18 protein-coding genes are annotated in these 19,801 nt (G+C 42.5%); 5 read left to right on the top strand and 13 right to left on the bottom strand.

Going from position 1 to position 19,801, the window contains the following annotated elements; genetic code table 11:
• The first annotated feature begins 16 nt into the window (after positions 1 to 16).
• The gene (locus AC5RDS_RS00610; RefSeq protein ID WP_013613019.1) at positions 17 to 949 is read left to right on the top strand and encodes an ATP-binding cassette domain-containing protein; all 933 of its coding nucleotides are present in this window, start codon (positions 17 to 19) and stop codon (positions 947 to 949) included.
• Between the two features lie 363 nt (positions 950 to 1,312).
• Here the strand turns inward: AC5RDS_RS00610 and AC5RDS_RS00605 are convergent, their stop codons facing one another.
• The 8 genes from AC5RDS_RS00605 to AC5RDS_RS00570 form a co-directional block, all read right to left on the bottom strand.
• Positions 1,313 to 2,656 carry a TlpA family protein disulfide reductase gene (locus AC5RDS_RS00605; protein ID WP_229041786.1) on the bottom strand — a complete coding sequence of 448 codons (1,344 nt, stop codon included), beginning with the start codon at positions 2,654 to 2,656 and terminating at the stop codon, positions 1,313 to 1,315.
• Positions 2,657 to 3,004: 348 nt separating this feature from the next.
• Positions 3,005 to 3,436 (bottom strand): ribose 5-phosphate isomerase B, encoded by a 432-nt coding sequence (gene rpiB / locus AC5RDS_RS00600; protein ID WP_013613016.1) that lies wholly within the window; start codon positions 3,434 to 3,436, stop codon positions 3,005 to 3,007.
• Positions 3,437 to 3,583: 147 nt separating this feature from the next.
• Entirely contained in the window at positions 3,584 to 4,273 is a 690-nt protein-coding gene (gene rprY / locus AC5RDS_RS00595) for a response regulator transcription factor RprY (RefSeq protein ID WP_013613015.1), read from the bottom strand.
• A 43-nt stretch (positions 4,274 to 4,316) separates the two neighbouring features.
• Positions 4,317 to 5,867 carry a sensor histidine kinase gene (locus AC5RDS_RS00590; RefSeq protein ID WP_013613014.1) on the bottom strand — a complete coding sequence of 517 codons (1,551 nt, stop codon included), beginning with the start codon at positions 5,865 to 5,867 and terminating at the stop codon, positions 4,317 to 4,319.
• 195 nt (positions 5,868 to 6,062) lie between these two features.
• Entirely contained in the window at positions 6,063 to 7,091 is a 1,029-nt protein-coding gene (ruvB, locus tag AC5RDS_RS00585) for a Holliday junction branch migration DNA helicase RuvB (protein WP_013613013.1), read from the bottom strand.
• Positions 7,092 to 7,153: 62 nt separating this feature from the next.
• Complete coding sequence (locus AC5RDS_RS00580; RefSeq protein WP_013613012.1) at positions 7,154 to 8,128, bottom strand: DUF4435 domain-containing protein; 975 nt, start codon at positions 8,126 to 8,128, stop codon at positions 7,154 to 7,156.
• An 82-nt stretch (positions 8,129 to 8,210) separates the two neighbouring features.
• Positions 8,211 to 8,576: a four helix bundle protein gene (locus AC5RDS_RS00575; protein ID WP_013613011.1), complete on the bottom strand. Its 366-nt coding sequence runs from the start codon at positions 8,574 to 8,576 to the stop codon at positions 8,211 to 8,213.
• A 55-nt stretch (positions 8,577 to 8,631) separates the two neighbouring features.
• Entirely contained in the window at positions 8,632 to 9,471 is an 840-nt protein-coding gene (locus tag AC5RDS_RS00570) for an AAA family ATPase (protein ID WP_013613010.1), read from the bottom strand.
• Between the two features lie 195 nt (positions 9,472 to 9,666).
• Between AC5RDS_RS00570 and AC5RDS_RS00565 the strand changes: the two genes are divergently transcribed.
• Entirely contained in the window at positions 9,667 to 10,035 is a 369-nt protein-coding gene (locus tag AC5RDS_RS00565) for a DMT family protein (protein WP_013613009.1), read from the top strand.
• Here the strand turns inward: AC5RDS_RS00565 and AC5RDS_RS00560 are convergent.
• Positions 10,025 to 10,204: a hypothetical protein gene (locus tag AC5RDS_RS00560; protein ID WP_041556887.1), complete on the bottom strand. Its 180-nt coding sequence runs from the start codon at positions 10,202 to 10,204 to the stop codon at positions 10,025 to 10,027. The two genes, AC5RDS_RS00565 and AC5RDS_RS00560, sit on opposite strands and share 11 nt — an antisense overlap.
• Before the next feature lie 339 nt (positions 10,205 to 10,543).
• On the opposite strand from AC5RDS_RS00560, the gene AC5RDS_RS00555 reads away from it, so the two are divergent.
• The 3 genes from AC5RDS_RS00555 to AC5RDS_RS00545 all read left to right on the top strand — a co-directional run bounded on the left by AC5RDS_RS00555 (position 10,544) and on the right by AC5RDS_RS00545 (position 13,881).
• The gene (locus AC5RDS_RS00555; RefSeq protein WP_013613008.1) at positions 10,544 to 12,352 is read left to right on the top strand and encodes a TrkH family potassium uptake protein; all 1,809 of its coding nucleotides are present in this window, start codon (positions 10,544 to 10,546) and stop codon (positions 12,350 to 12,352) included.
• A 300-nt stretch (positions 12,353 to 12,652) separates the two neighbouring features.
• Positions 12,653 to 13,327 carry a potassium channel family protein gene (locus AC5RDS_RS00550; RefSeq protein WP_013613007.1) on the top strand — a complete coding sequence of 225 codons (675 nt, stop codon included), beginning with the start codon at positions 12,653 to 12,655 and terminating at the stop codon, positions 13,325 to 13,327.
• Positions 13,328 to 13,461: 134 nt separating this feature from the next.
• Positions 13,462 to 13,881, top strand: coding sequence for a MarR family winged helix-turn-helix transcriptional regulator (locus AC5RDS_RS00545; protein ID WP_041556885.1), 420 nt, complete (start codon positions 13,462 to 13,464; stop codon positions 13,879 to 13,881).
• 187 nt (positions 13,882 to 14,068) lie between these two features.
• Here the strand turns inward: AC5RDS_RS00545 and AC5RDS_RS00540 are convergent, their stop codons facing one another.
• The 4 genes from AC5RDS_RS00540 to AC5RDS_RS00525 form a co-directional block, all read right to left on the bottom strand.
• Positions 14,069 to 16,405: a beta-glucosidase gene (locus tag AC5RDS_RS00540; RefSeq protein ID WP_013613005.1), complete on the bottom strand. Its 2,337-nt coding sequence runs from the start codon at positions 16,403 to 16,405 to the stop codon at positions 14,069 to 14,071.
• Positions 16,406 to 16,505: 100 nt separating this feature from the next.
• Positions 16,506 to 17,087, bottom strand: coding sequence for a Crp/Fnr family transcriptional regulator (locus tag AC5RDS_RS00535; RefSeq protein ID WP_013613004.1), 582 nt, complete (start codon positions 17,085 to 17,087; stop codon positions 16,506 to 16,508).
• A 6-nt stretch (positions 17,088 to 17,093) separates the two neighbouring features.
• Positions 17,094 to 18,194, bottom strand: coding sequence for an alanine racemase (locus AC5RDS_RS00530; protein WP_013613003.1), 1,101 nt, complete (start codon positions 18,192 to 18,194; stop codon positions 17,094 to 17,096).
• Positions 18,195 to 18,312: 118 nt separating this feature from the next.
• A complete protein-coding gene (locus tag AC5RDS_RS00525) occupies positions 18,313 to 19,572 on the bottom strand; it encodes a phosphoglycerate kinase (protein ID WP_013613002.1) in 1,260 nt (419 codons plus the stop codon).
• Positions 19,573 to 19,801 lie beyond the last annotated feature (229 nt).

Genomic DNA, 19,801 nt, shown 5'->3' with positions numbered 1-19,801 from the left:
TTTAATCGAAAAGAATATGTCGGTAATATTAGAGCATGTCAGTAAAGCATATGGCCGGCAAAAGGCGCTGGACGATATCGGTTTCAGGCTGGAAGAAGGTGAAATATGCGGTTTTCTAGGACCTAATGGAGCCGGTAAATCTACTACCATGAAAATCATTACCGGCTGTCTGAACGACTATCAGGGAGAAGTAAGGATCAAGGAGATGAATCTGCGTGAAAATCCGCTGAAAATCAAAGCGATTATCGGCTATTTACCCGAACAAAACCCACTCTACCCGGATCTGTATATCCGGGAATATCTGCTTCACGTGACCCGGCTTTATCGTGTCGGCCGGCCTGTAGCCAAGGTGAATGCGATCATAGAGCGAACCGGACTCGAGCCGGAAATTCAAAAAAAAATAGGACAATTATCGAAGGGATACAGGCAGAGAGTGGGATTAGCGCAAGCTTTGGTGCACGATCCCGAGATTCTGATCCTGGACGAACCGATGACGGGACTCGATCCGAACCAACTGGAAGAGATCAGGCATTTGATCAAAGAAACCGGGAAAAAGAAGACGGTGTTGTTATCGACCCATATTATGCAGGAGGTAGAAGCGATTTGTGACCGGGTAATAATCATTAACCAGGGAAAAATCGTTGCGGACCGACCGATCGGAGAGATCTGTACACATGCAGACGAAGGGATGGTACTTCGCGTTGAATTCAGCCCGGGAAGCGATACACACTGGCTAAGTAAAAGCGAACTGTTCACTCACACCTCACAACAGGCTCCGAACTGCTGGCGTTTAACTTCCCCTCAAGGGAAAGATCCACGGGAAGCCTTGTTTTTCGAGGCTGCCGTTCGCCGCTGTCCGATTATCGCATTGCATACAGAAGTTTATCAGCTGGAAGATATTTTCCACCGATATACACAGAATTTTCCGGCAAAGCCGGGAAAAGATTAACGTAGCCGGAGATGACCGATCAGCGCCGTGCAGATCGGCACATCTTCGATACCGGTTGACGAAACTACATTCCGGATCGAGATTACCAACCACAATCCAAGGCTTGCCAACCTAAAAGGAGATACGGATCCGGAACGAAGTGACACTAATCCATGGTAATGTAGGTTTTTAAATAATTACAGAGGTTTGAACAGTTACAAAAATGTAGAAGATAAGTCAACGGTAGTAACTTAAAAGATAAATAGAATGAGTTTATAAAATACACCAACTCATTTATTTCGACATATAAATACCCCCTAAAAGCTTGTAATAAAACTTTCAGGGGGTATTCATTCGAGGACAACCGATTTGAAAAACGGCTGATTAGATTCCTTCCAGAGCGTCGAAAGTTTTAGCTGTTTCAGGATTTGAAGGACGGGTCATCTTTGCATTGATGATTTTTCCTTCTTTATCCAAAAGGATAAAACGAGGAATTCCGGTAATCATATAAGCATCCATAAAAGTATTGTCGCCACCGTTGTGCAACTGGATACCTCCTAATTTATCTTCTTTTACCATCTTTTCCCAGGCTGCTTTGTCGCGGTCACAAGAAATACTTACGAAATAAATATTCTTTTTTCCGTATTTTTCTTCTAAAGTTTTCAAGTGAGGCAATTCACCCCGGCAAGGTCCACACCAGGTAGCCCAGGTGTCGATATAGACATATTTTCCGGCCAAATCGGCTAAACTAACCTCTTTGCCATTGATGTCGAGATATTTGAAAGACGGTGAAGGCTGTCCAACAGCAATTCTAGCCCATTTTGCACACAATTCGTCGAATTTAGCTTTTTTTGCAGGATCGGTAACTTTAGCACTATATACCGGAGCAACTTCAGCCAAATGATCGACACCGGAATCTTTCACATAAGCGGTAACGATTTGATCGACCAAATATTCAACAACTGCAGGATTTTTGAAGTTTTGTTCAACGTAATCCAATTGTTTTTTCGTGAAAGTCAGATTATCGCGATCTTCCAGATCTTTAGCAGCCATCGCCTGAACCCGACCGATCAACGCCTCCTGATACCAATTCATACCAATCAAAGCTTCATCTTCGGTAATTGCAGAAACCAATTTATTGTAGAAAGCATCGGTAGGCTTGAAATCAGGAGCCTGTGCATAGTAGGGATGATAAAGGGGATAAATAGGAAGCGGTCCATAAACCATATAAGCCAATCTTTTTTTCTCTAACTGATTGAACTGCGGGTCGAATCCCAGGGTATCCAAATTTTCATTCAATTTCTTTATTTGTTCGTCTAAAGAGGCCAAAAATTCAGCTTCTTCCAACTTATAATCGGGGTTAAACCGTAAAGCCGGACTATTCAGGTACTCATTCTTTTTAGCGCCTTCACCGGTGAATGCAGGAATCATACGACGACCTTCGAATTTTACAGAAACATCGAAACTTTTGCCCGGTTCAACATAAACCGGCACCTGCATTCTACCCAATACAACGGTAGCGTAACCCGGCTTAAGGTTTTCAGCCATCACAAAAAGGGCAGTATTCGTCGAATCCAAAGCCATCACGTAAGTAGAATCCTTGGTTATCAACTGAGGCTTGATTTCACCTTGGGGTTTGTCGAGATGAACCCGTACAGTAGTTTTAGATGCATTATTACATGACATGAGAGCCATTATAAGAATAGCAAGGAAAGAGAATTTCATCATATTACTATAATTTTAGTTTAAGATGAGCGAATTTAATAAACTGCGATTGTGATCGGATCAAAATAGGGAGCTTTAACCTTTATTTAACCACTCTCTTCCGTAATCACCAGTGCTTTACTTCCATTCACCGGAAGGATTAAAACCATTCTTTTTAGCCCTGTCACCATTTTACAAATGCCGAATATTTAAAATCAAATCCTAAAAAATCAAATAAAATCACCACCTTCAATTTTTATGATAAACAAATAAAACATGTCTATTCAAATATCAAACTCTCATATACAGAAAAAAAATTGATTCTTCCGATAGACAGCCGCTAGTTGTTTATTTCAAACAGAATATAAATCCTTATTTTAGGGGAATTTTCTCGATTCTTCTCTGGTGTCTTCCGCCTTCAAATTCGGTAGACAGAAAACGCTCGACGATATCCTGAGCATCGTCGAAGGAGATAAAACGGGCAGGGATACAACATACGTTGGCATTGTTATGGAGGCGTGCCAACCAGGCGATTTCGGTCGTCCAACAGAGTGCACCCCGGATACCCTGATGTTTATTGACAGTCATACAAATCCCATTCCCACTCCCACAGAGCGCGATTCCTCTCTCGAACTCGCCGGATTCAACAGCAGCAGCCATCGGATGGGCAGTATCGGGATAATCCATACTTTCAGCAGAATGTGTACCGAAATCTTTTACTTCATAACCTTTCTGGCGAAGGAATGCCACTAATTTTTCTTTGTATTCGTAACCGGCATGGTCACAGGCAATAGCTATTTTCATTTCTATCGATTTGTTATTAGAGTCGCAACGTGCAAACTGTTACAACGATGTGATTATTCTGAAATACAAAGTTAAAGTTTTATCCTTAAGGAAAGCAAATAAAAAACGGGTATTCTTCCGAATACCCGCAAAGAAAATATTTCTTTTTTAGAGAATAAGCTTATATCCTTTACCGTGAACGTTGATGATTTCAACAGAAGGATCCTTTTTAAGGTGTTTACGTAATTTGGTGATGTAAACATCCATACTTCTGGCATTGAAATAATTGTCGTCGGCCCAGATGTTTTTGAGTGCATAATTTCTTTCGAGCACTTTGTTGACATTCTGGCATAATAATTTCAAGAGCTCAGACTCTTTTGTCGTCAGTTTTTGTTCTTCTTCTCCATCGAACAGGGTCTGTTTTTTAGAGTTGAAGGTCAATTTACCGATTTTGAAGATTTCCTGTTCATCTTCAGGTTTGAGTCCGGTAGAACGACGCAGTACGGCTTCGATTCTGAGTAATAACTCCTCCATACTGAAAGGTTTGCTCATATAGTCGTCAGCCCCTAATTTGAAGCCTTCCAGGACATCTTCCTTCATATTTTTAGCCGTCAGGAAAATGATTGGAATTTCGCTGTTGATCTGGCGAATTTCCTTAGCCAGGGTAAAGCCATCTTTTTTAGGCATCATCACATCCAGGATACATATATCGAAAGGCTGGTTCAGAAAGGCTTCATAAGCTACCTCCCCATCTTCGCATAAAACAGTCTCGAATCCTTTTGCCCTCAGATATTCTTTCAGGAGCATACCCAGATTCGTATCATCTTCTGCTAATAAAATTTTTATTTTCTCCTCCATAACTATTTAGTTTTTAAATAAATTCTCTGAAAAATATACGCTTTTAGAAAAATAAAGTTCTCTTTACTTTTTGTTTTTTTGAGGTTAATGGTAAAATAATATCAAATCGGCTTCCTTTTCCTTCAGCGCTTTCCACTTCGATACGCCCTCCGTGTGCTTCCACGATAGTTTTTACATAGGATAATCCGAGGCCGAATCCTTTTACGTCATGTAAATTACCGGTCGAAACCCGATAAAAACGTTCGAAAATCAGCTTTTGCTCTTTCGCAGCAATTCCTATGCCATTGTCTATCACACTAATAATTATTTCCTGACCTTTATTCCGGGTGTAAACACTGATCTCCGGAACTTTAGTACAATATTTTATCGCATTATCCAATAAATTGGATACTACGTTCGTGATGTGTACCTCATCAGCATAAACTTCATCCTGGTCAGCCTCTAAATAACTATAGAGTTGTCCTCCTTTATCTTCTACACGCAGGCTAAATTTTGTCACAAGATTTTCAACAACCTCGTTGAGATTGACATTTTTTAGTTTCAGTTTCATCCGGGTTTCGGTAAACAAAGCGGTCTGGAGCACTTTTTCTACCTGGAAAGTGAGCCGTTTACTTTCATCGCGGATAATCCCGGCAATATGGTCGATGGTAGAGGGGGAATTGTTCACAGCCCCGTCTTTAAGCATTTGTGCAGCCAAAGAAATGGTCGCTATCGGGGTTTTAAATTCGTGTGTCATATTATTGATGAAGTCGTTCTTGATCGCAGATAATTTTTTCTGTTTAACGATGACTACGATACAGAATCCGAAACACAACACCAACAAAATGGTGATGATCAAACTGGGCAATAACAAGACGACAGAAGACAACAGATCATGTGACTGATCGGGAAAAATCAGAAAGAGGGTGGCCGGTTCCTGCTGTTGTCCAAAACTCATTTTCCGGTTGTAGGTGTAATCGGAATGCTGATTGAAGAAGTTTTGTGACATGAGGATAAATTCCCCTTTCTCTTTTACCGCATACTCGAAAGGAATTTTGACACCGTTATTCCTTAAACGTTCACCGATAATCTCTTTGAGATCGCTGCCATCCAATCGTTCTTCGATCGATTTTTCGGGCATTTCGGGAATCTTTTTAACCACGAGATCATATTCTTTTCCCAGACTGTTTTTGATTTCCTGGCGGGATTTCTGGATAGAATTCTGGAGATTCCGATTGCCTTTCTGTCCGAACAATTCCCATACATTCTCTATCCTTTCGTCGTAACCGATGGGGAAGCGGCTGTAATCGATGACAATATTCATATCATTCTTTACATTGAGCCCAGGACGTAAATCCAGAGCCCGGGGCATTTCATGGACGACTCCATTTTTCCCCAGATGGTGGATTTCGTTTTTCTTTTCTTCGGCCATCTGCTGCTTATCCTTCTCTTCTAAATAAGTCGTTACCTGGTCGATAGATTTATTGACGAGATAATCAAAATGTGCTTTTTTCAACTGAAAAGCCGTTTGAAAATACCTCGCCTGTGTAAAGATCAATCCCAACAATGACAGACCTAAAACCACACCTAGTATGATAATCTGTTTTTTTCTCATACCCACAAATTTAACACTTCAAATTTAACACTTTGCACACTTAACACACTTTAACCTATAACGTTACTTCATAACACTAGCCGATTTTAACACTTTACTAGAGGGAAGGTCGATTTGTTAAATTCGCTCTGTGGCAGGTCTCTAAAACAAATGTTAAAATATTAGTTTTCTCCCTTTGTTTTTTCCCTTATGCCCTTAAAAAAGCGTCATTTGTTCCCCACCGTCATTTCTACGGGTTTTCCCCAAATGTTTATAAGCCAAGTCGGTCACTTCCCTACCGCGCGGAGTACGCTTGATAAACCCTTCTTTGATCAGGAAGGGCTCATACACTTCTTCCAGGGTACCGGCATCTTCGCCGACAGCAGTAGCAATCGTCGTCAGGCCCACCGGTCCTCCCTTAAATTTTTCAATAATGGTGAGCAGGATTTTATTGTCCATTTCATCCAGCCCGTATTTATCGATATTCAATGCTTCGAGTGCATAACGGGTGATGTCACGATCGATGCTTCCATTACCTTTGACCATTGCAAAATCGCGCACTCTGCGCAGCAATGCATTGGCGATACGGGGTGTACCCCGGCTCCGGGAAGCGATTTCCATAGCAGCCTGACCGGTAATCCCCACATTCAGGATAGCGGCAGAACGGGAAATGATTCCGGAAAGGATGTCGGTATCGTAATATTCCAGATGGCAATTAATACCGAACCGAGCCCGCAAGGGAGCGGTCAGTAACCCACTACGGGTAGTAGCGCCGATCAAGGTAAACGGATTGATTTGTATCTGTACCGAACGGGCTGCAGGTCCTTTATCGATCATAATATCGATGCGGTAGTCTTCCATAGCAGAATACAGGTATTCTTCGACCACAGGACTCAAACGATGTATTTCATCGATGAAGAGCACGTCGTTCTCTTCCAGGTTGGTCAATAGTCCGGCTAAATCTCCGGGTTTATCGAGTACCGGTCCGGAAGTAATTTTGATGCCTACCCCCAATTCGTTGGCAATAATGGCGGATAAAGTCGTTTTCCCCAGTCCGGGAGGCCCGTGAAGGATGACATGGTCCAGCGATTCGCCCCTCATCTTTGCAGCCCGCACGAAGATTTCGAGATTCTCGACAATCTTTTTCTGACCTTGGAAATCGCCGAAATTCAACGGCCTTAAAGCCCTCTCGAACTCTTTTTCGGTTTCTTTTAAATCGGTGTTTCTTATATCGAATTCACTCATGGTTCGTATTTACAGATTTTCATCCAAAAATAGGAAAACTAATAGTGCTATCAAAGCACCGGTCAATTTTCTCCCAAAAACTCCCGAATATCCTGCTCTAGTTTACGGATCGGGAAATAAGCTCCGTATTTTATGTTCTGTCGCAATTCGTAGTCGAGATTGTTACGTCTGCGATACAACTCACTGACCATATCGTGGGTGACAACTTTGTTTTTCTTTGCTGTGCGCAGCATAGCCTTACAAACTTCTTTACATACGATCGAAATCAAATCGTACAGGTTGTGACCGCGAATAAAGAAATACACGTTATCGGGTTTTAATCCCAATTCGCGGTATTTTTCACGAACAATAGCCAGATCGGCATGGGGATATTTACGTCCGAGGTAATTGATTTTTCTTTCGACTCTCATCCGTAGTTCATCCAACGCCCGGGCCCCGTTGTCGTATACCAAAGGAAAAGCTTTGGAATTGGACAAGCTGATGTAAGCATCGAATTCGAACTGGCTGAAAAGCACGGGATCGGCATTCTGAAAGTAAAGATGCCATATGAAAAGATCGTACAGGATGGCTGAAAAGTCACTCAGAAACCGACGGAAATCGAATACCGTATTTTTTAAGTGGGTGACTCTGCTGCACACATCGTCGAGGCCATCGGCAAAGCAGTGGTGGTTTTCAAAAGAGTAGGTGTAAGTTTGAAGCACGAAATGTTTGACATCAATCTTTCTTTCCCTCAACAAATAACGATAGTCGCTGTCGATACAAATGAAGAAATCGGGACTCAGGAAATCAAAATATTTCAAACATTGGGTAACTCCACAAGTCTCCCGTCCATATTCGTTCCGTGAACCGGAAATGAAGTGAAACTTATCGTCCGGCCGGAAATGTTTCAGTACAGCTCCCCAGAAAGCAATATCGTCTTTGTTTTCAACATGTACAGCCGCCCTACAGCGAAACATTTTCGCATCCAGAGCAAAACGCCGTGCCGCATTAGCAAAATGCGAAGCACGAGAGGGATTCTCAGCACGAGCACCAAACATAAAATATAAAGTAAAAAGTTAAAAAATAAGCAAAAAGCTATAGGCTAAAAGCTAAAAGCAAAGAGCTATAGGCTGAGTACTATTAACTATTTTTTGACTTTAGTCTGTTATTCAAAGTTTTTACACACGAAGCTAAAAGTGCTATTAATTCTTTAACAATTTCAGCTAATTTTTCATATAAATCAATATGAATATAATCGGTATCCCGTAATAAATTCAACCAATACAACGTTTCATTCGCTTCTTTTAAGCTCACTGCCAACTTATTTAAATAATCCGAATCACTTTGAGCAAAAACGGCTTCATGAATCAATGCCCCGATAGACGTACCACTTTTCAAAATTTGTTTACTTAGCACATACTCCTTCTTTTCCTGCTGTAAGTACTGAACCAGGCGTACAATTTCAACAGCAAAAGAATAACTTTTATCTTTTAATAACGGTATCATATCTTCTCTACTTTAACTTTCCACTCTTTAGCTTATCGCTTATAGCCTCTGGCTTTTAGCTTTTTACCTTTATCAAGTCTTCCACAAATACCAGCTTATCTCCCCAACCATCGCCGAACAGGCTGGGAGAATGGGTGGAAGTGATGATCTGACAATTGGGATTCAGATGGCGGATTTCTTCGAATAATTTATATTGCCATTCAATGTGTAAAGATATTTCAGGTTCGTCCATCAAGAGGATGTAAGGCTGTTCTTCCATCAGGAATACACGCATCAGAATCAGCAACAACTGCTTTTCCCCGGATGATAGTTTGTAAAGCGGTATCACTTCTCCATCGTCGATAAAGATCAGATGATTGGTATGCGGATCGATTTGAATGGTCTTCTGTGTTTTGGCAAAAAGCCGGTCGACCGTCTCAAAAAGTGTTTTGATGCGTTGATTAATCCGGCCGGCTTCTTCAGGGAAATTAGTCGCTTTCAACCGATAATCCGAGAAAGAAGGATTGGACCCGCCGATATCGTATACAATAGTATGCAGCTCGTTATATAACTGGCTATACTCTTTACCGGCTTTCGGCCGGTCCCGGAACGGAACGTCGAAAGTACTGATTTTTTGATATTTTACGTTTCTCAATGCAGTTTTCAACTCTCCTGCAGTCATTTTCTGTTGGAAATCGACGGTATAATCGTCGATGGTAATCTTTACCCCGACACCGTAAATTCTCAATCGTTTTACATCAGCCATCATGATGGAATCGATGATATTGAATAAGGTCGTCTTACCGCTTCCATTGATTCCAATCAATATATTCACATCGGGATTGAGATTCTCCCAAAAAAAATCGTATTTCTTCCAGAGATTCCGGATTTCGATACTATGAACCGTATTCGACATAACTTTAAAGTAAAAGGTAAAAATGTAAAAGGGTGGAAAGAGCAAGCCGCAACAATCGACCCTTCAACAAAGATAGAAAACAAAAATGAAAAACAGATGAGAAAAAAGAATAAGTAAATCAGAAAAGATATAATTTTGCGGCACTTGAAACGATTTCAATTCATTATCTTTTAGTTTTAATTTTTACCTGAATCTATGAAAGGGTTATATACCGTCTTATTACTGGTTTGTTCGAACATCTTTATGACTTTTGCGTGGTACGGACATTTAAAGTTGCAAGAGATGAAAGTGATCAACAACTGGCCGCTCATCGGTGTTATCCTGATATCGTGGGGAATGGCTTTTTTCGAGTATTCGCTCCAAATCCCAGGCAACCGTATCGGTTTTCAAGGCAATGGCGGACCGTTTACACTTGTTCAGCTGAAAGTGATCCAGGAAGTGATTACCCTTATCATTTTTGCCATTTTCACGATGATCTTTTTTCAGGGAGAAACATTAAAATGGAATCACCTGGCAGCGGGAGTATGTCTGGTAATGGCCGTATATTTTGTATTTATGAAATAAGCCTATTTTCAGGAGGGTTGGACAGGTTTATACGGTAAGGTAAACCAAAATTCGACATCTTCGCCGGGTTGGGAGTCATCACCGATCCGGCCTTCATTTTCCGGACGATCATTTCACAGATGGCCAATCCCAAACCTATCCCCTGAACAAAAGGATCGAGTCTGACCAAACGGCCGAATACCGGTTTTTGACCTAAAAATAAAGTTCCCGGTTATCGGACAGGCAGTATCCCATCGAGATACTTTCCTGTTCAGTAAATTTTATGGCATTATTCAAAAAGTTGATCAGGATCTTGAAAAACGCACCCGGTAATTAAATGCAACAGAATTCAATAAAACGATCTGTTTTTCCCCCATACCGTAAGAACAAAAAAAACAGAGCTATAGATTAAAAGCAGAAAGAATGACGTAATAATATATACTCATTCAAATTTTGACAAAGAAAAACAATTCCGGAAGAAAACCTTTCTGATATAATCCCGTTCATTTTATATTAAATCCCAGTATATATGTTTTCTACCGAATTCAGATATAAACTCAACAATCTCCGACGTATCCTGAAAAAAGCGACCGTCCAGCTGATCCGTATTTTATTTATCCTCGCTTCAGTGGCAACGATCGTACTGATGGCCTACGAATACGGTTATGCGATCAGTGAGGCAGGGAAAAGATACGTTACAGAGGGATTCAATATCATCATCCGGATTTTCTTTTTCGGCAGTATCGCAACGATCTTTCTGGATCCCAAAGAGATCTGGCAAGAGAAAGGATATTGGATAGAGATTATCGTATTAGCACTTTTGTTATTCGTTATCCTGACCCAAACACCGGCTCATTTTCCCACCGACAACTGGTTACAAAAAACAGATCATATCCTGACCCATATTCTCTTGTTGTTTATAAGCATCATCCATCTCTCGAAAGTGGTAGTTACGGGATTACAACGGCATATAAGACCTGAAATGACGTTTGTCTACAGTTTCCTGGCCATCATCCTGACAGGTGCTTTCCTGCTTATGTTACCGAAAGCGCATCATGGATCGCTGAGTTTTATCGATGCCCTGTTCACTTCTACGAGTGCCGTGTGTATTACGGGCCTGACGGTTGTCGATACGGCCACCACTTTTACTACAACAGGTCAGGTGGTTCTCCTTTTGCTGATCCAAATCGGAGGGATCGGGGTCATGACTTTCACCAGTTTTATCGCTTTGTCTTTTTTCACCCAAACCTCTTTTAACGATCAAATGGCTTTAAAAAATATCCTGAGCGAGGAATCGATGAATAATATTTTCCGAACTCTTTTCTACACACTTTTCACGACGATTATCGTGGAAGCTATCGGAGCCTGGATCTTGTGGTGGGAGATCCGGGATCTCTCCCCCTCCCTTATACCGAATAAGATATTTTTTGCTATTTTCCATGCCGTATCGGCCTTTTGCAATGCCGGCTTTTCAACTTTAACGGGCAATTTGTACCATCCGGGTATCCGGGATTTATACGGCTTACAGTGCTGGATAGCCACCCTGATTATATTGGGAGGGATCGGGTTTCCCATCCTGTTCAATTACGGTAAACTGGTAAATCATAAAGTCAGAAACCTTTTTTACCGGCTTACCGGCTCTTCGAAGCGTATGCCGTCGCATGTAAGAATTGTGAATACCACTACCCGTATTGTCATTACGGCAACTTTACTGCTCCTTGTGGGAGGAACTTTACTCTTCTGGTTGTCTGAAAACAACAATTGCCTGAGAGGGCTTCCATTAAGAGGAAAGCTGGCGGTGTCTTTCTTCAGTGCAGTGACTCCCCGCACTGCGGGTTTTAATACAGTCGATCTGACTTCTCTCCTGCCGTCGACTTGGTTCCTGACTCTCCTATTGATGTGGATCGGCGCTTCGCCCTTATCTACCGGCGGGGGGATAAAAACAACAACGATTACTATTGCGTTGAAGAATATCATCAATACGCTGAGAGGCAAAGAAAAAATCGAAATTTTTAAACGTCAACTCCCATCGGAAAACGTGCGACGGGCTCATGCAATCATATTATTATCTATCCTGTGGATCGGAACCGCCACCTGCCTGGTGGCTTTTTGGGTACCGGAGGGATCGGTCACCCAAATTTTATTCGAAGTAACGTCGGCGATAAGTACCGTAGGCCTTAGCCTCGACTTTACCTCCCAGTTGAATACGGCCGGAAAAATCATCATCAGCCTGACGATGTTCGTAGGTAGAGTGGGATTGATCACTTTACTTTCAGGACTTATTCCCCGGCAAAGTTCACAAAGTTATACTTATGCGGAGGAGAATGTGATTGTTTAAAAAGGCCAAAGGCTATAAGCTAAAGGCCAAAGGCTATAGGCGAAAAGCGAAAAGAAAAAGGCAAGAAACGAGGGACAAGGAGAAGAAAAGGAGGAAACTAAAAGGGGGAAAAGAAAAGGAACTCATTTTTAAAATATACGTAGACATTATTGTTATTCATTTTTACTTTTAGCTTATAGCCTTTAGCTTATAGCCTATAGCCTTTAGCCTTTAGCTTATAGCCTATAGCCTTTAGCCTTTAGCCTTTAGCTTATAGCCTTTAGCCTATTGCTTATTGTTTTTTGTTTTTTGTTTTTTGTTATGAAATGTATTATCATCGGTTTGGGGAATTTCGGGATGGCGCTGGCTCAACGGTTGACGGCCATGGGATATGAAGTCATCGGGGTCGATAAAGATATAGATAAAGTGAATGCATATAAAGATAGTATTAAAAATACGATCTGCCTGAACCTCAACAACGAACAGGCTGCCCGCAATTTACCGTTGAAAGATGCAGACCTGAATATCGTTTCGTTAGGTAAGGATGCAGGAGCTTCTATACTGACCGTGGCTATTCTTAAACAAAACGGAGCTAAACGTATTATTGTCCGGGCTATTTCTACCTTACATAAAACGGTTCTGGAAGCAATGGGTATAACGGAAATCATTCAACTCGAAAAAGAATATGCCGATTTTTTCGCAACAAAAACCGAATTAACTACATTAATCTATTCTTATCAGGTATCACCGGATTATTATATTTATGAAATGAAGCTTCCCCCTGCTTTTGTCGGACGACGACTGGGAGATATCAAACTGGAAAAAGATTTCTCGCTCAAATTAATCGCTATAAAACATTATGACCGGGATGAAGAAAAGGGGTATTTACGCATGGAACTTCTCGAAGAAGTATCCGATGACTTTGTGGTCAACGCCAACGATGTGTTTATTCTTTTCGGTAAACGCAACCGATTCCGGGTACTTTCGCGCAATTGAGCCGGAAAATTTGGATTTTTTAAATTATTTGTGTTAAATTTTCAAACTTTATTTGGATTTATATGCATAATACATATATTTGCAGAGAGAAGATCCATGTTTGATACATATATAAAAACACCTTTATTAACGACATGATGCAAAACTATATCGATATACTCCGCCAACTGAACTATGAACTGGTCAAGGAATTGGGTTTATTCAAACATCGTGCGGGCTTATCATTCAGTCAGCGGCATATCCTCTATCATATAAAGAACAATATAAGTCTTTCTATTCAGGAATTAGCAGATTTTCTTCATGTCGAACATTCTACGATGAGTAGAAATATAAAAAAGTTAGTCCAAGCCGGCTTGGTGGATATCTATCAGGATGAAAAGGACAAACGGAGGAAAGTGATCACCCTCTCGGCAGCAGGGGAGTCCCGGCTTGCAGAAGCAACAGATTCGATTAATGAAACGATATCCAAAATACTGGAGGTATTGGATGACGAGGAAATTGAAATCGTAATACACGGAATTCATCGTTATTGTGAAGCCCTGAAAGGAAACTGATAATCAGACGGTTTATTAGAATAAACGATGAAAACCCAAGGAATAATCCGATAAAGAAACAGAATAATTTTCCGATTCGGGAATGTTATAAAATTATGTTATTCAACTAATAAAACGTTCATTATCACAGCAAAGGTAATAAAGTAAACGAAAAACCAAAAACGGCAGGCCCGTTTCTCCGTCGAACTCAATACAACTCTTCGAGTTGTCGTACGGGTAATAAAACCCGATGCACCTCTTCACCCGTCACGGCTTGCCGAAGCGTAAAAGATTGTTTTAAACGGCAATCCCGGGAAGAACTCCCCCAAATAGCCAGATAGCGACCGGATTCAACTGCCCAACAGGAAGCTTGCTCGTCGAAGGACGCCAGTTCGGACAAACCGACAACCAACCGAACGACCTCACTCTCTCCGGGAGCCAATATTTTCGTTTTGGCAAAGGCTTTCAGTTCTTTCTGTGGTTTAACCATTGTTTTTCCGGGAGCGGCGATATATAACTGTACCACTTCTTTTCCCGGTATCTTTCCGGTATTGGTCACTGTACAGGAAAATTCATATCCTTGTTCTGTACGCAAATACCGAGGTTTGCTATAAGTAAATCCGGTATACGACAAGCCGAAACCGAAGGGATAGGAAACATCTACCCGATATTTATCGAAATAACGGTAACCGACATAGATCCCCTCTTCATATCGGGTAAAGTCGATATTCGGCCGGTCGGTACCTTTAGGCCCGGTATAAAACTCCCGGTAAATATCGAGAGCTTCCTCATCGCCGATTAGGGGAAAATTTTCAGAGGAAGCGGCATCTTCATAACGGACAGGGAAAGTCATCGGTAACTTACCGGAGGGATTCACCTTGCCCGATAAAATATCGGCCACCGAGTTTCCACCTTCCTGTCCCCCCTGCCAAGCCAACAGGATTGCATCGGGCCGGTCTTTCCAGGAAGCCGTTTCGATCACTCCCCCGATATTCAGGATGACGACTACCTTTTTACCCTCCTGATGAAAGATTCGGGTTACCTTTTCCAGCATTTCCCGTTCGTCGGCACAAAGCTCGAAATCGTCTTTCACTTTCCGGTCACTGTATTCTCCGGCATTCCGGCCGATGGTAATCATAGCCATATCCGTTTCTTCGGCTTTTCGCCGGATCAACCCTTCGTCTAAAGTACATTCCACGATACGGGGAGGAGTGACGTGGTTGTATTTCTTCCAATCGATTTTAGCCTCTTCAGCCCGGATATAATCCAAATAATGCTGTTTCAAGCCCTTATCGAGGATAAAACCGGCTCCGGTCAATCCTTCTTCCAAAGAGACAGAATAAGCTTCTTCGACATCACCGCTACCGGTACCTCCGGCAATAAACTGGTAAGAAGTATTTCCAAAAACGGCAATATCACGCACATCAGCGGCCAACGGTAACGTTTTTCCATCATTTTTCAACAAAATCATTCCTTCGGCAGCAGCTTCACGGGTAACCGAAGCATGTGCTTTCAGATCAGGCTGTTCGGAATAGGGATATCCTTTAAAACGGGGCGTTTTCAGGATCAACTCCAACACCCGGCGTACATTCCGGTCGACGTCGGCCATAGATAGTTTTCCTGTCTTCAATGCCTGGCGGATACTATCTTGCTGGCGAATTTTCCCGGGCATCAGCAGGTCGTTTCCAGCCTGGACCTGCCCGACGGCATCGCGTCCACCGAACCAGTCGGTGACCACCATCCCCTGATATCCCCACTCTTTACGCAAAATCGTCGTCAGTAAATCATAACTCTCGGAGGTATAAACGCCGTTGATCTTATTATACGACGACATTACCGTCCAGGGATTCGCTTCCTTCACCACCATTTCAAAGCCTTTGAGATAAATCTCCCTCATCGCACGGGGAGAGAGAATCGCATCATTAGCAATCCGGTTCGTCTCCTGATTATTGACGGCAAAATGTTTCACAGACGTGCCTACGCCGTTTTGTTGAATACCTTTTACCATAGCTACTGCGATTTTACCTGTCAGGAAAGGATCTTCGGAATAATACTCGAAATTCCGGCCACACAGAGGATTCCGGTGGATATTAAGAGCAGGTGCCAATAAAATATCACAACCATATTCGAGCACTTCGTTACCCATGGCCTGCCCGACCTGTTGTACCAAATCCGTATTCCAGGTCGAAGCCAGCAAAGTAGCTACAGGGAAAGCAGTACAATAAAATGTTCGCGGACAACTATCACGCCGGGCAGAAATCCGAAGTCCGGCAGGACCGTCGGCCATTACCATCGCCGGAATACCCAGCCGGAGAATGGGATAGGTGGTACCGGCAGCACCGGGCACAATTTTATCGGTTTCGCCCACGGCAACCAAAATATCTTCGGCCACCTCACCCGTTCCGGTCAACAACCGGATCTTTTCGTCGACCGTCATGGCCTGAATCACTTTTTCCAAAGGAGCCTTACCCAGTTGGGGTAACTCATCCGCCCAAATCAAAAAGGGAAGAAAACAAAAAATAGAAAAAATACAGTATTTTATCATAGCACAAGATTTAAAAACAGTGCAAAATTCTGTATTTCGATCCGATTTACAACGTTTTCGATACTGAAATACTTTCCGGCAGGACATTTCTTGATCTGTATCAAGCAATCTTACCAGCCCGTATCCGGCTTAAGGTTTCAGGACTCATCCCCAAAAAAGAAGCCACATGAATCTGAGGAGCCCTCCGGACGATCTGAGGGTGTTCGAACTCCAGACGCCGATAACGTTCGAAAGCAGAATGCCGGTTGCGGGCATCCGCTTTATGTTGGGAAATGATTAACGAACTTTCGAGGATGGTACAATATACCCGCAAAATTTCGGGATCCTGTTGCATGAGTTCATGAAAAGGCCCGTAAGGTATTTCATAGATCAGAGTAGGCTCGAGTGCCTCAACATAAAATTGTCCCGGGATCTGACGAATAAAACTTTCCAGACATACGAAAAGATGGCCTTCGTATGTAAAATGCTCCGTAATCTCCAGATTTTTTTTCCGGTAAAACTGCCTCACCATCCCTTGTTCGACGACTCCCATCGAACGTGCGACATCGCCTTCTTTCAGAAATAATTCATTCTTCAATAATTTCCGTGGTTCTAAGATAGCAGCCAAACGGCAAAGGCTTTTTTCACTCAAAGGATAAGTATGAGCTGCTATTTCACCGGCAACTTTAATTTTATCCTCCATGATGCTTTAAATATGGGCGGCAGTTTTCCCGTCGTTCATGTGGTAAATTTTCATCAGATCGGCCGTCATACAGGAATGCACAGGCAATACGGTGACAACATCCCCGACATGAAGCCGATCGAGAAAATCGTCCGTACAATGCATTACGCCATGTTCCTGGGACAAGGACACCAATTCCACACCCGAAATAATATTTCCCCAATAATCGTTATGGTTTTCAGCAACCATCCCATAAAGCGGACGATTACCGGGACGATCGATCCTATCCTTAGAAAAATGTACTCCCCCCCCATAAATCACCGCCTCATTCCGGTGCCGGTTGATGTCCACCACCGGGCATTTCACTGCCAAAGCGATATTATACCAGTCGCAGGAACCGATTTTCAATTGTGTTACATCATAAAAAACAAAGTTTCCGGGGCGAATTTCATCGGCCACGCCAAAACGATCGGCCAATGAACAGGAAGGCGTATCCCCTAAAGAAATCTTGAGCTGAGGATAGCGATCAATATATCTTTCTTTGATATTTTTAAGCATGCGCAGATTGTCTTTATGAATCTGCAAAATTTCTTCTTTAGAACGGGCATTATACGTATGTCCGGCATGGGTAAGGAAACCCTCGAATTTGATATTCACATCGGGAGCAACAATATTCATGATCCGTTCGATTTTTTCATAGTTACCGGCGTCTACCCCATCCCGATGGTATCCGGTATCTACTCCCAGATATACGCCTACCGGATATTTCAGGCATTCGGACAATTGCCGGGCTCCTTCGGAATGGACCAATAACAAATTCAAACGAATCTTAGCTGCTAAAGCGTTGATTTTCTCGTGTTCCAGACAATTTACCGGAAAAGCGACCGTAATATCGTTCCATCCCCATTCGGCGAATTTCATAGCCATGTTCAATGAAGAAACGGTAATCTTATCCACTCCGCTCGCTCTGAACCACTCACCGATTTCCCGGGACTGATGAGTTTTAAAATGTGGCCGGAATACCACATTGGCTGCTTTCGCTTTGGCCGCCATCCGGGCAATATTACTTTTACACACTTCCTCATTGAGGACCATCGTCGGCTCTGTTACCTGAATCATCGTGCTCATAACAAACTAGTTTTACTCCTACAAAAGTAAAAATATATAATTGAAAAATCCGACCTTAATGACATAAAAAAAGCGTCCGCACTTCAACGGACGCTCATTTATTTTATCGAAGTCACGATTATTCTCCGCGGATAGCAGTGATTCCGGGTAATTCTTTTCCTTCGATGTATTCGAGAAGGGCACCTCCACCGGTAGATACGTAGCTGACCTTGTCGGCCAGTCCGAACTGGTTGATAGCAGCGACAGAGTCGCCACCACCGATCAGAGAGAAAGCACCTTTTTCAGTAGCTTTCACAATAGCCTCGGCAATAGCCCTGGTACCTTCGGCGAATTTGGGCATTTCGAATACCCCGACCGGACCGTTCCAAAGAATCGTTTTGGATTCTTCGATTACTTTAGCAAAACGTTCGCGAGTCTCCGGACCGATATCCAATCCTTCCCAGCCATCCGGAATATTCATGGGATCAGCCAATTTGGTATTCGCATCATTGCTGAAACCATCGGCGATGACAGCCTGATCGGACAATACCAGATTAACCCCTTTTTCTTTGGCAATACGCATGATATCGAGCGCCAGATCGAGCTTATCGGCTTCACAAATAGAACTTCCGACATGTCCCCCCAAAGCAGCCTTGAAGGTATAGGTCATCCCTCCACCCAGGATCAGGTTGTCCACCTTATCCATCAGGTTCATGATGATGTCGATTTTAGAAGAAACTTTAGATCCCCCCATGATAGCGGTAAAAGGACGTTTCGGATCTTTCATCACACTGTCGACCGCCTTCAGTTCACCTTCCATCACATAACCGAATAATTTATCGTTGGGGAAATATTTTGCGATCAAAGCGGTAGAAGCATGAGCCCGGTGGGCAGTACCGAATGCATCGTTGATCCAAACATCACCTAAAGAAGCCAGGTCGGCGACAAATTTCTTCTGAGATTCTTTGACCGCTGCCTTTGCAGCTTTTTTTTCTTCATCGGAGGCATCGTCAGCCAAACCACGGGGTTTACCTTCTTCTTCTGCATAATAACGCAGATTTTCGAGCAGTAATACTTCTCCCGGTTTCAATTCAGCAGCTTGTTTTTTGGCACTTTCACCTATGCAATCATCCGCAAATCTGACCGGTTGTCCCAGTAATTCTTCTAAATGTTTCTGAATATGTTTCAGCGAATATTTACTGTCAACCCCTTTCGGACGTCCCAGATGAGACATCAGAATAACAGCACCGCCGCCGGCAAGCACCTTCCTGATCGTAGGAATAGCCGCCCGCATACGGGTGTCGTCGGTGATCTCGAATTTATCATTTAAGGGTACATTGAAATCCACACGGATCAATGCTTTTTTCCCTTGAAAATTGTAAGTGTCAATCGTCTGCATAAAATTATTATTAATGATTAATGAACTAGCAATTCATATGCCCCGTTGTTTCGGGATGATAAAATTAGGAATAATTTATCTGCTACCCAAATATTTTGATTACAATCCACTCAATATCATACTCAAACGATTGATATAAAAGACCGGCTTTCCGGGCGGTGATCCGGGAAAAATCCTTAACTTTGCCGGGTAAAAGTTGCTGAATGGTAAATTTTTCCGACCGAACAGA

This window comes from Odoribacter sp. (genome assembly GCF_985060555.1).
This window is presented reverse-complemented; position numbering and strand designations above follow the sequence as displayed.

Excerpts from the sequence above, each read along its gene's own strand:
- AC5RDS_RS00530 (WP_013613003.1), bottom strand. The coding sequence starts at position 18,194 with ATGAGCACGATGATTCAGGTAACAGAGCCGACGATGGTCCTCAATGAG.
- AC5RDS_RS00540 (WP_013613005.1), bottom strand. The coding sequence starts at position 16,405 with ATGATAAAATACTGTATTTTTTCTATTTTTTGTTTTCTTCCCTTTTTG.
- AC5RDS_RS00555 (WP_013613008.1), top strand. The coding sequence starts at position 10,544 with ATGTTTTCTACCGAATTCAGATATAAACTCAACAATCTCCGACGTATC.
- AC5RDS_RS00580 (WP_013613012.1), bottom strand. The coding sequence starts at position 8,128 with ATGTTTGGTGCTCGTGCTGAGAATCCCTCTCGTGCTTCGCATTTTGCT.
- ruvB (WP_013613013.1), bottom strand. The coding sequence starts at position 7,091 with ATGAGTGAATTCGATATAAGAAACACCGATTTAAAAGAAACCGAAAAA.
- AC5RDS_RS00610 (WP_013613019.1), top strand. The coding sequence starts at position 17 with ATGTCGGTAATATTAGAGCATGTCAGTAAAGCATATGGCCGGCAAAAG.
- AC5RDS_RS00575 (WP_013613011.1), bottom strand. The coding sequence starts at position 8,576 with ATGATACCGTTATTAAAAGATAAAAGTTATTCTTTTGCTGTTGAAATT.
- AC5RDS_RS00605 (WP_229041786.1), bottom strand. The coding sequence starts at position 2,656 with ATGATGAAATTCTCTTTCCTTGCTATTCTTATAATGGCTCTCATGTCA.
- rprY (WP_013613015.1), bottom strand. The coding sequence starts at position 4,273 with ATGGAGGAGAAAATAAAAATTTTATTAGCAGAAGATGATACGAATCTG.
- AC5RDS_RS00550 (WP_013613007.1), top strand. The coding sequence starts at position 12,653 with ATGAAATGTATTATCATCGGTTTGGGGAATTTCGGGATGGCGCTGGCT.
- AC5RDS_RS00535 (WP_013613004.1), bottom strand. The coding sequence starts at position 17,087 with ATGGAGGATAAAATTAAAGTTGCCGGTGAAATAGCAGCTCATACTTAT.
- AC5RDS_RS00545 (WP_041556885.1), top strand. The coding sequence starts at position 13,462 with ATGATGCAAAACTATATCGATATACTCCGCCAACTGAACTATGAACTG.
- AC5RDS_RS00565 (WP_013613009.1), top strand. The coding sequence starts at position 9,667 with ATGAAAGGGTTATATACCGTCTTATTACTGGTTTGTTCGAACATCTTT.
- AC5RDS_RS00525 (WP_013613002.1), bottom strand. The coding sequence starts at position 19,572 with ATGCAGACGATTGACACTTACAATTTTCAAGGGAAAAAAGCATTGATC.
- rpiB (WP_013613016.1), bottom strand. The coding sequence starts at position 3,436 with ATGAAAATAGCTATTGCCTGTGACCATGCCGGTTACGAATACAAAGAA.
- AC5RDS_RS00570 (WP_013613010.1), bottom strand. The coding sequence starts at position 9,471 with ATGTCGAATACGGTTCATAGTATCGAAATCCGGAATCTCTGGAAGAAA.
- AC5RDS_RS00590 (WP_013613014.1), bottom strand. The coding sequence starts at position 5,867 with ATGAGAAAAAAACAGATTATCATACTAGGTGTGGTTTTAGGTCTGTCA.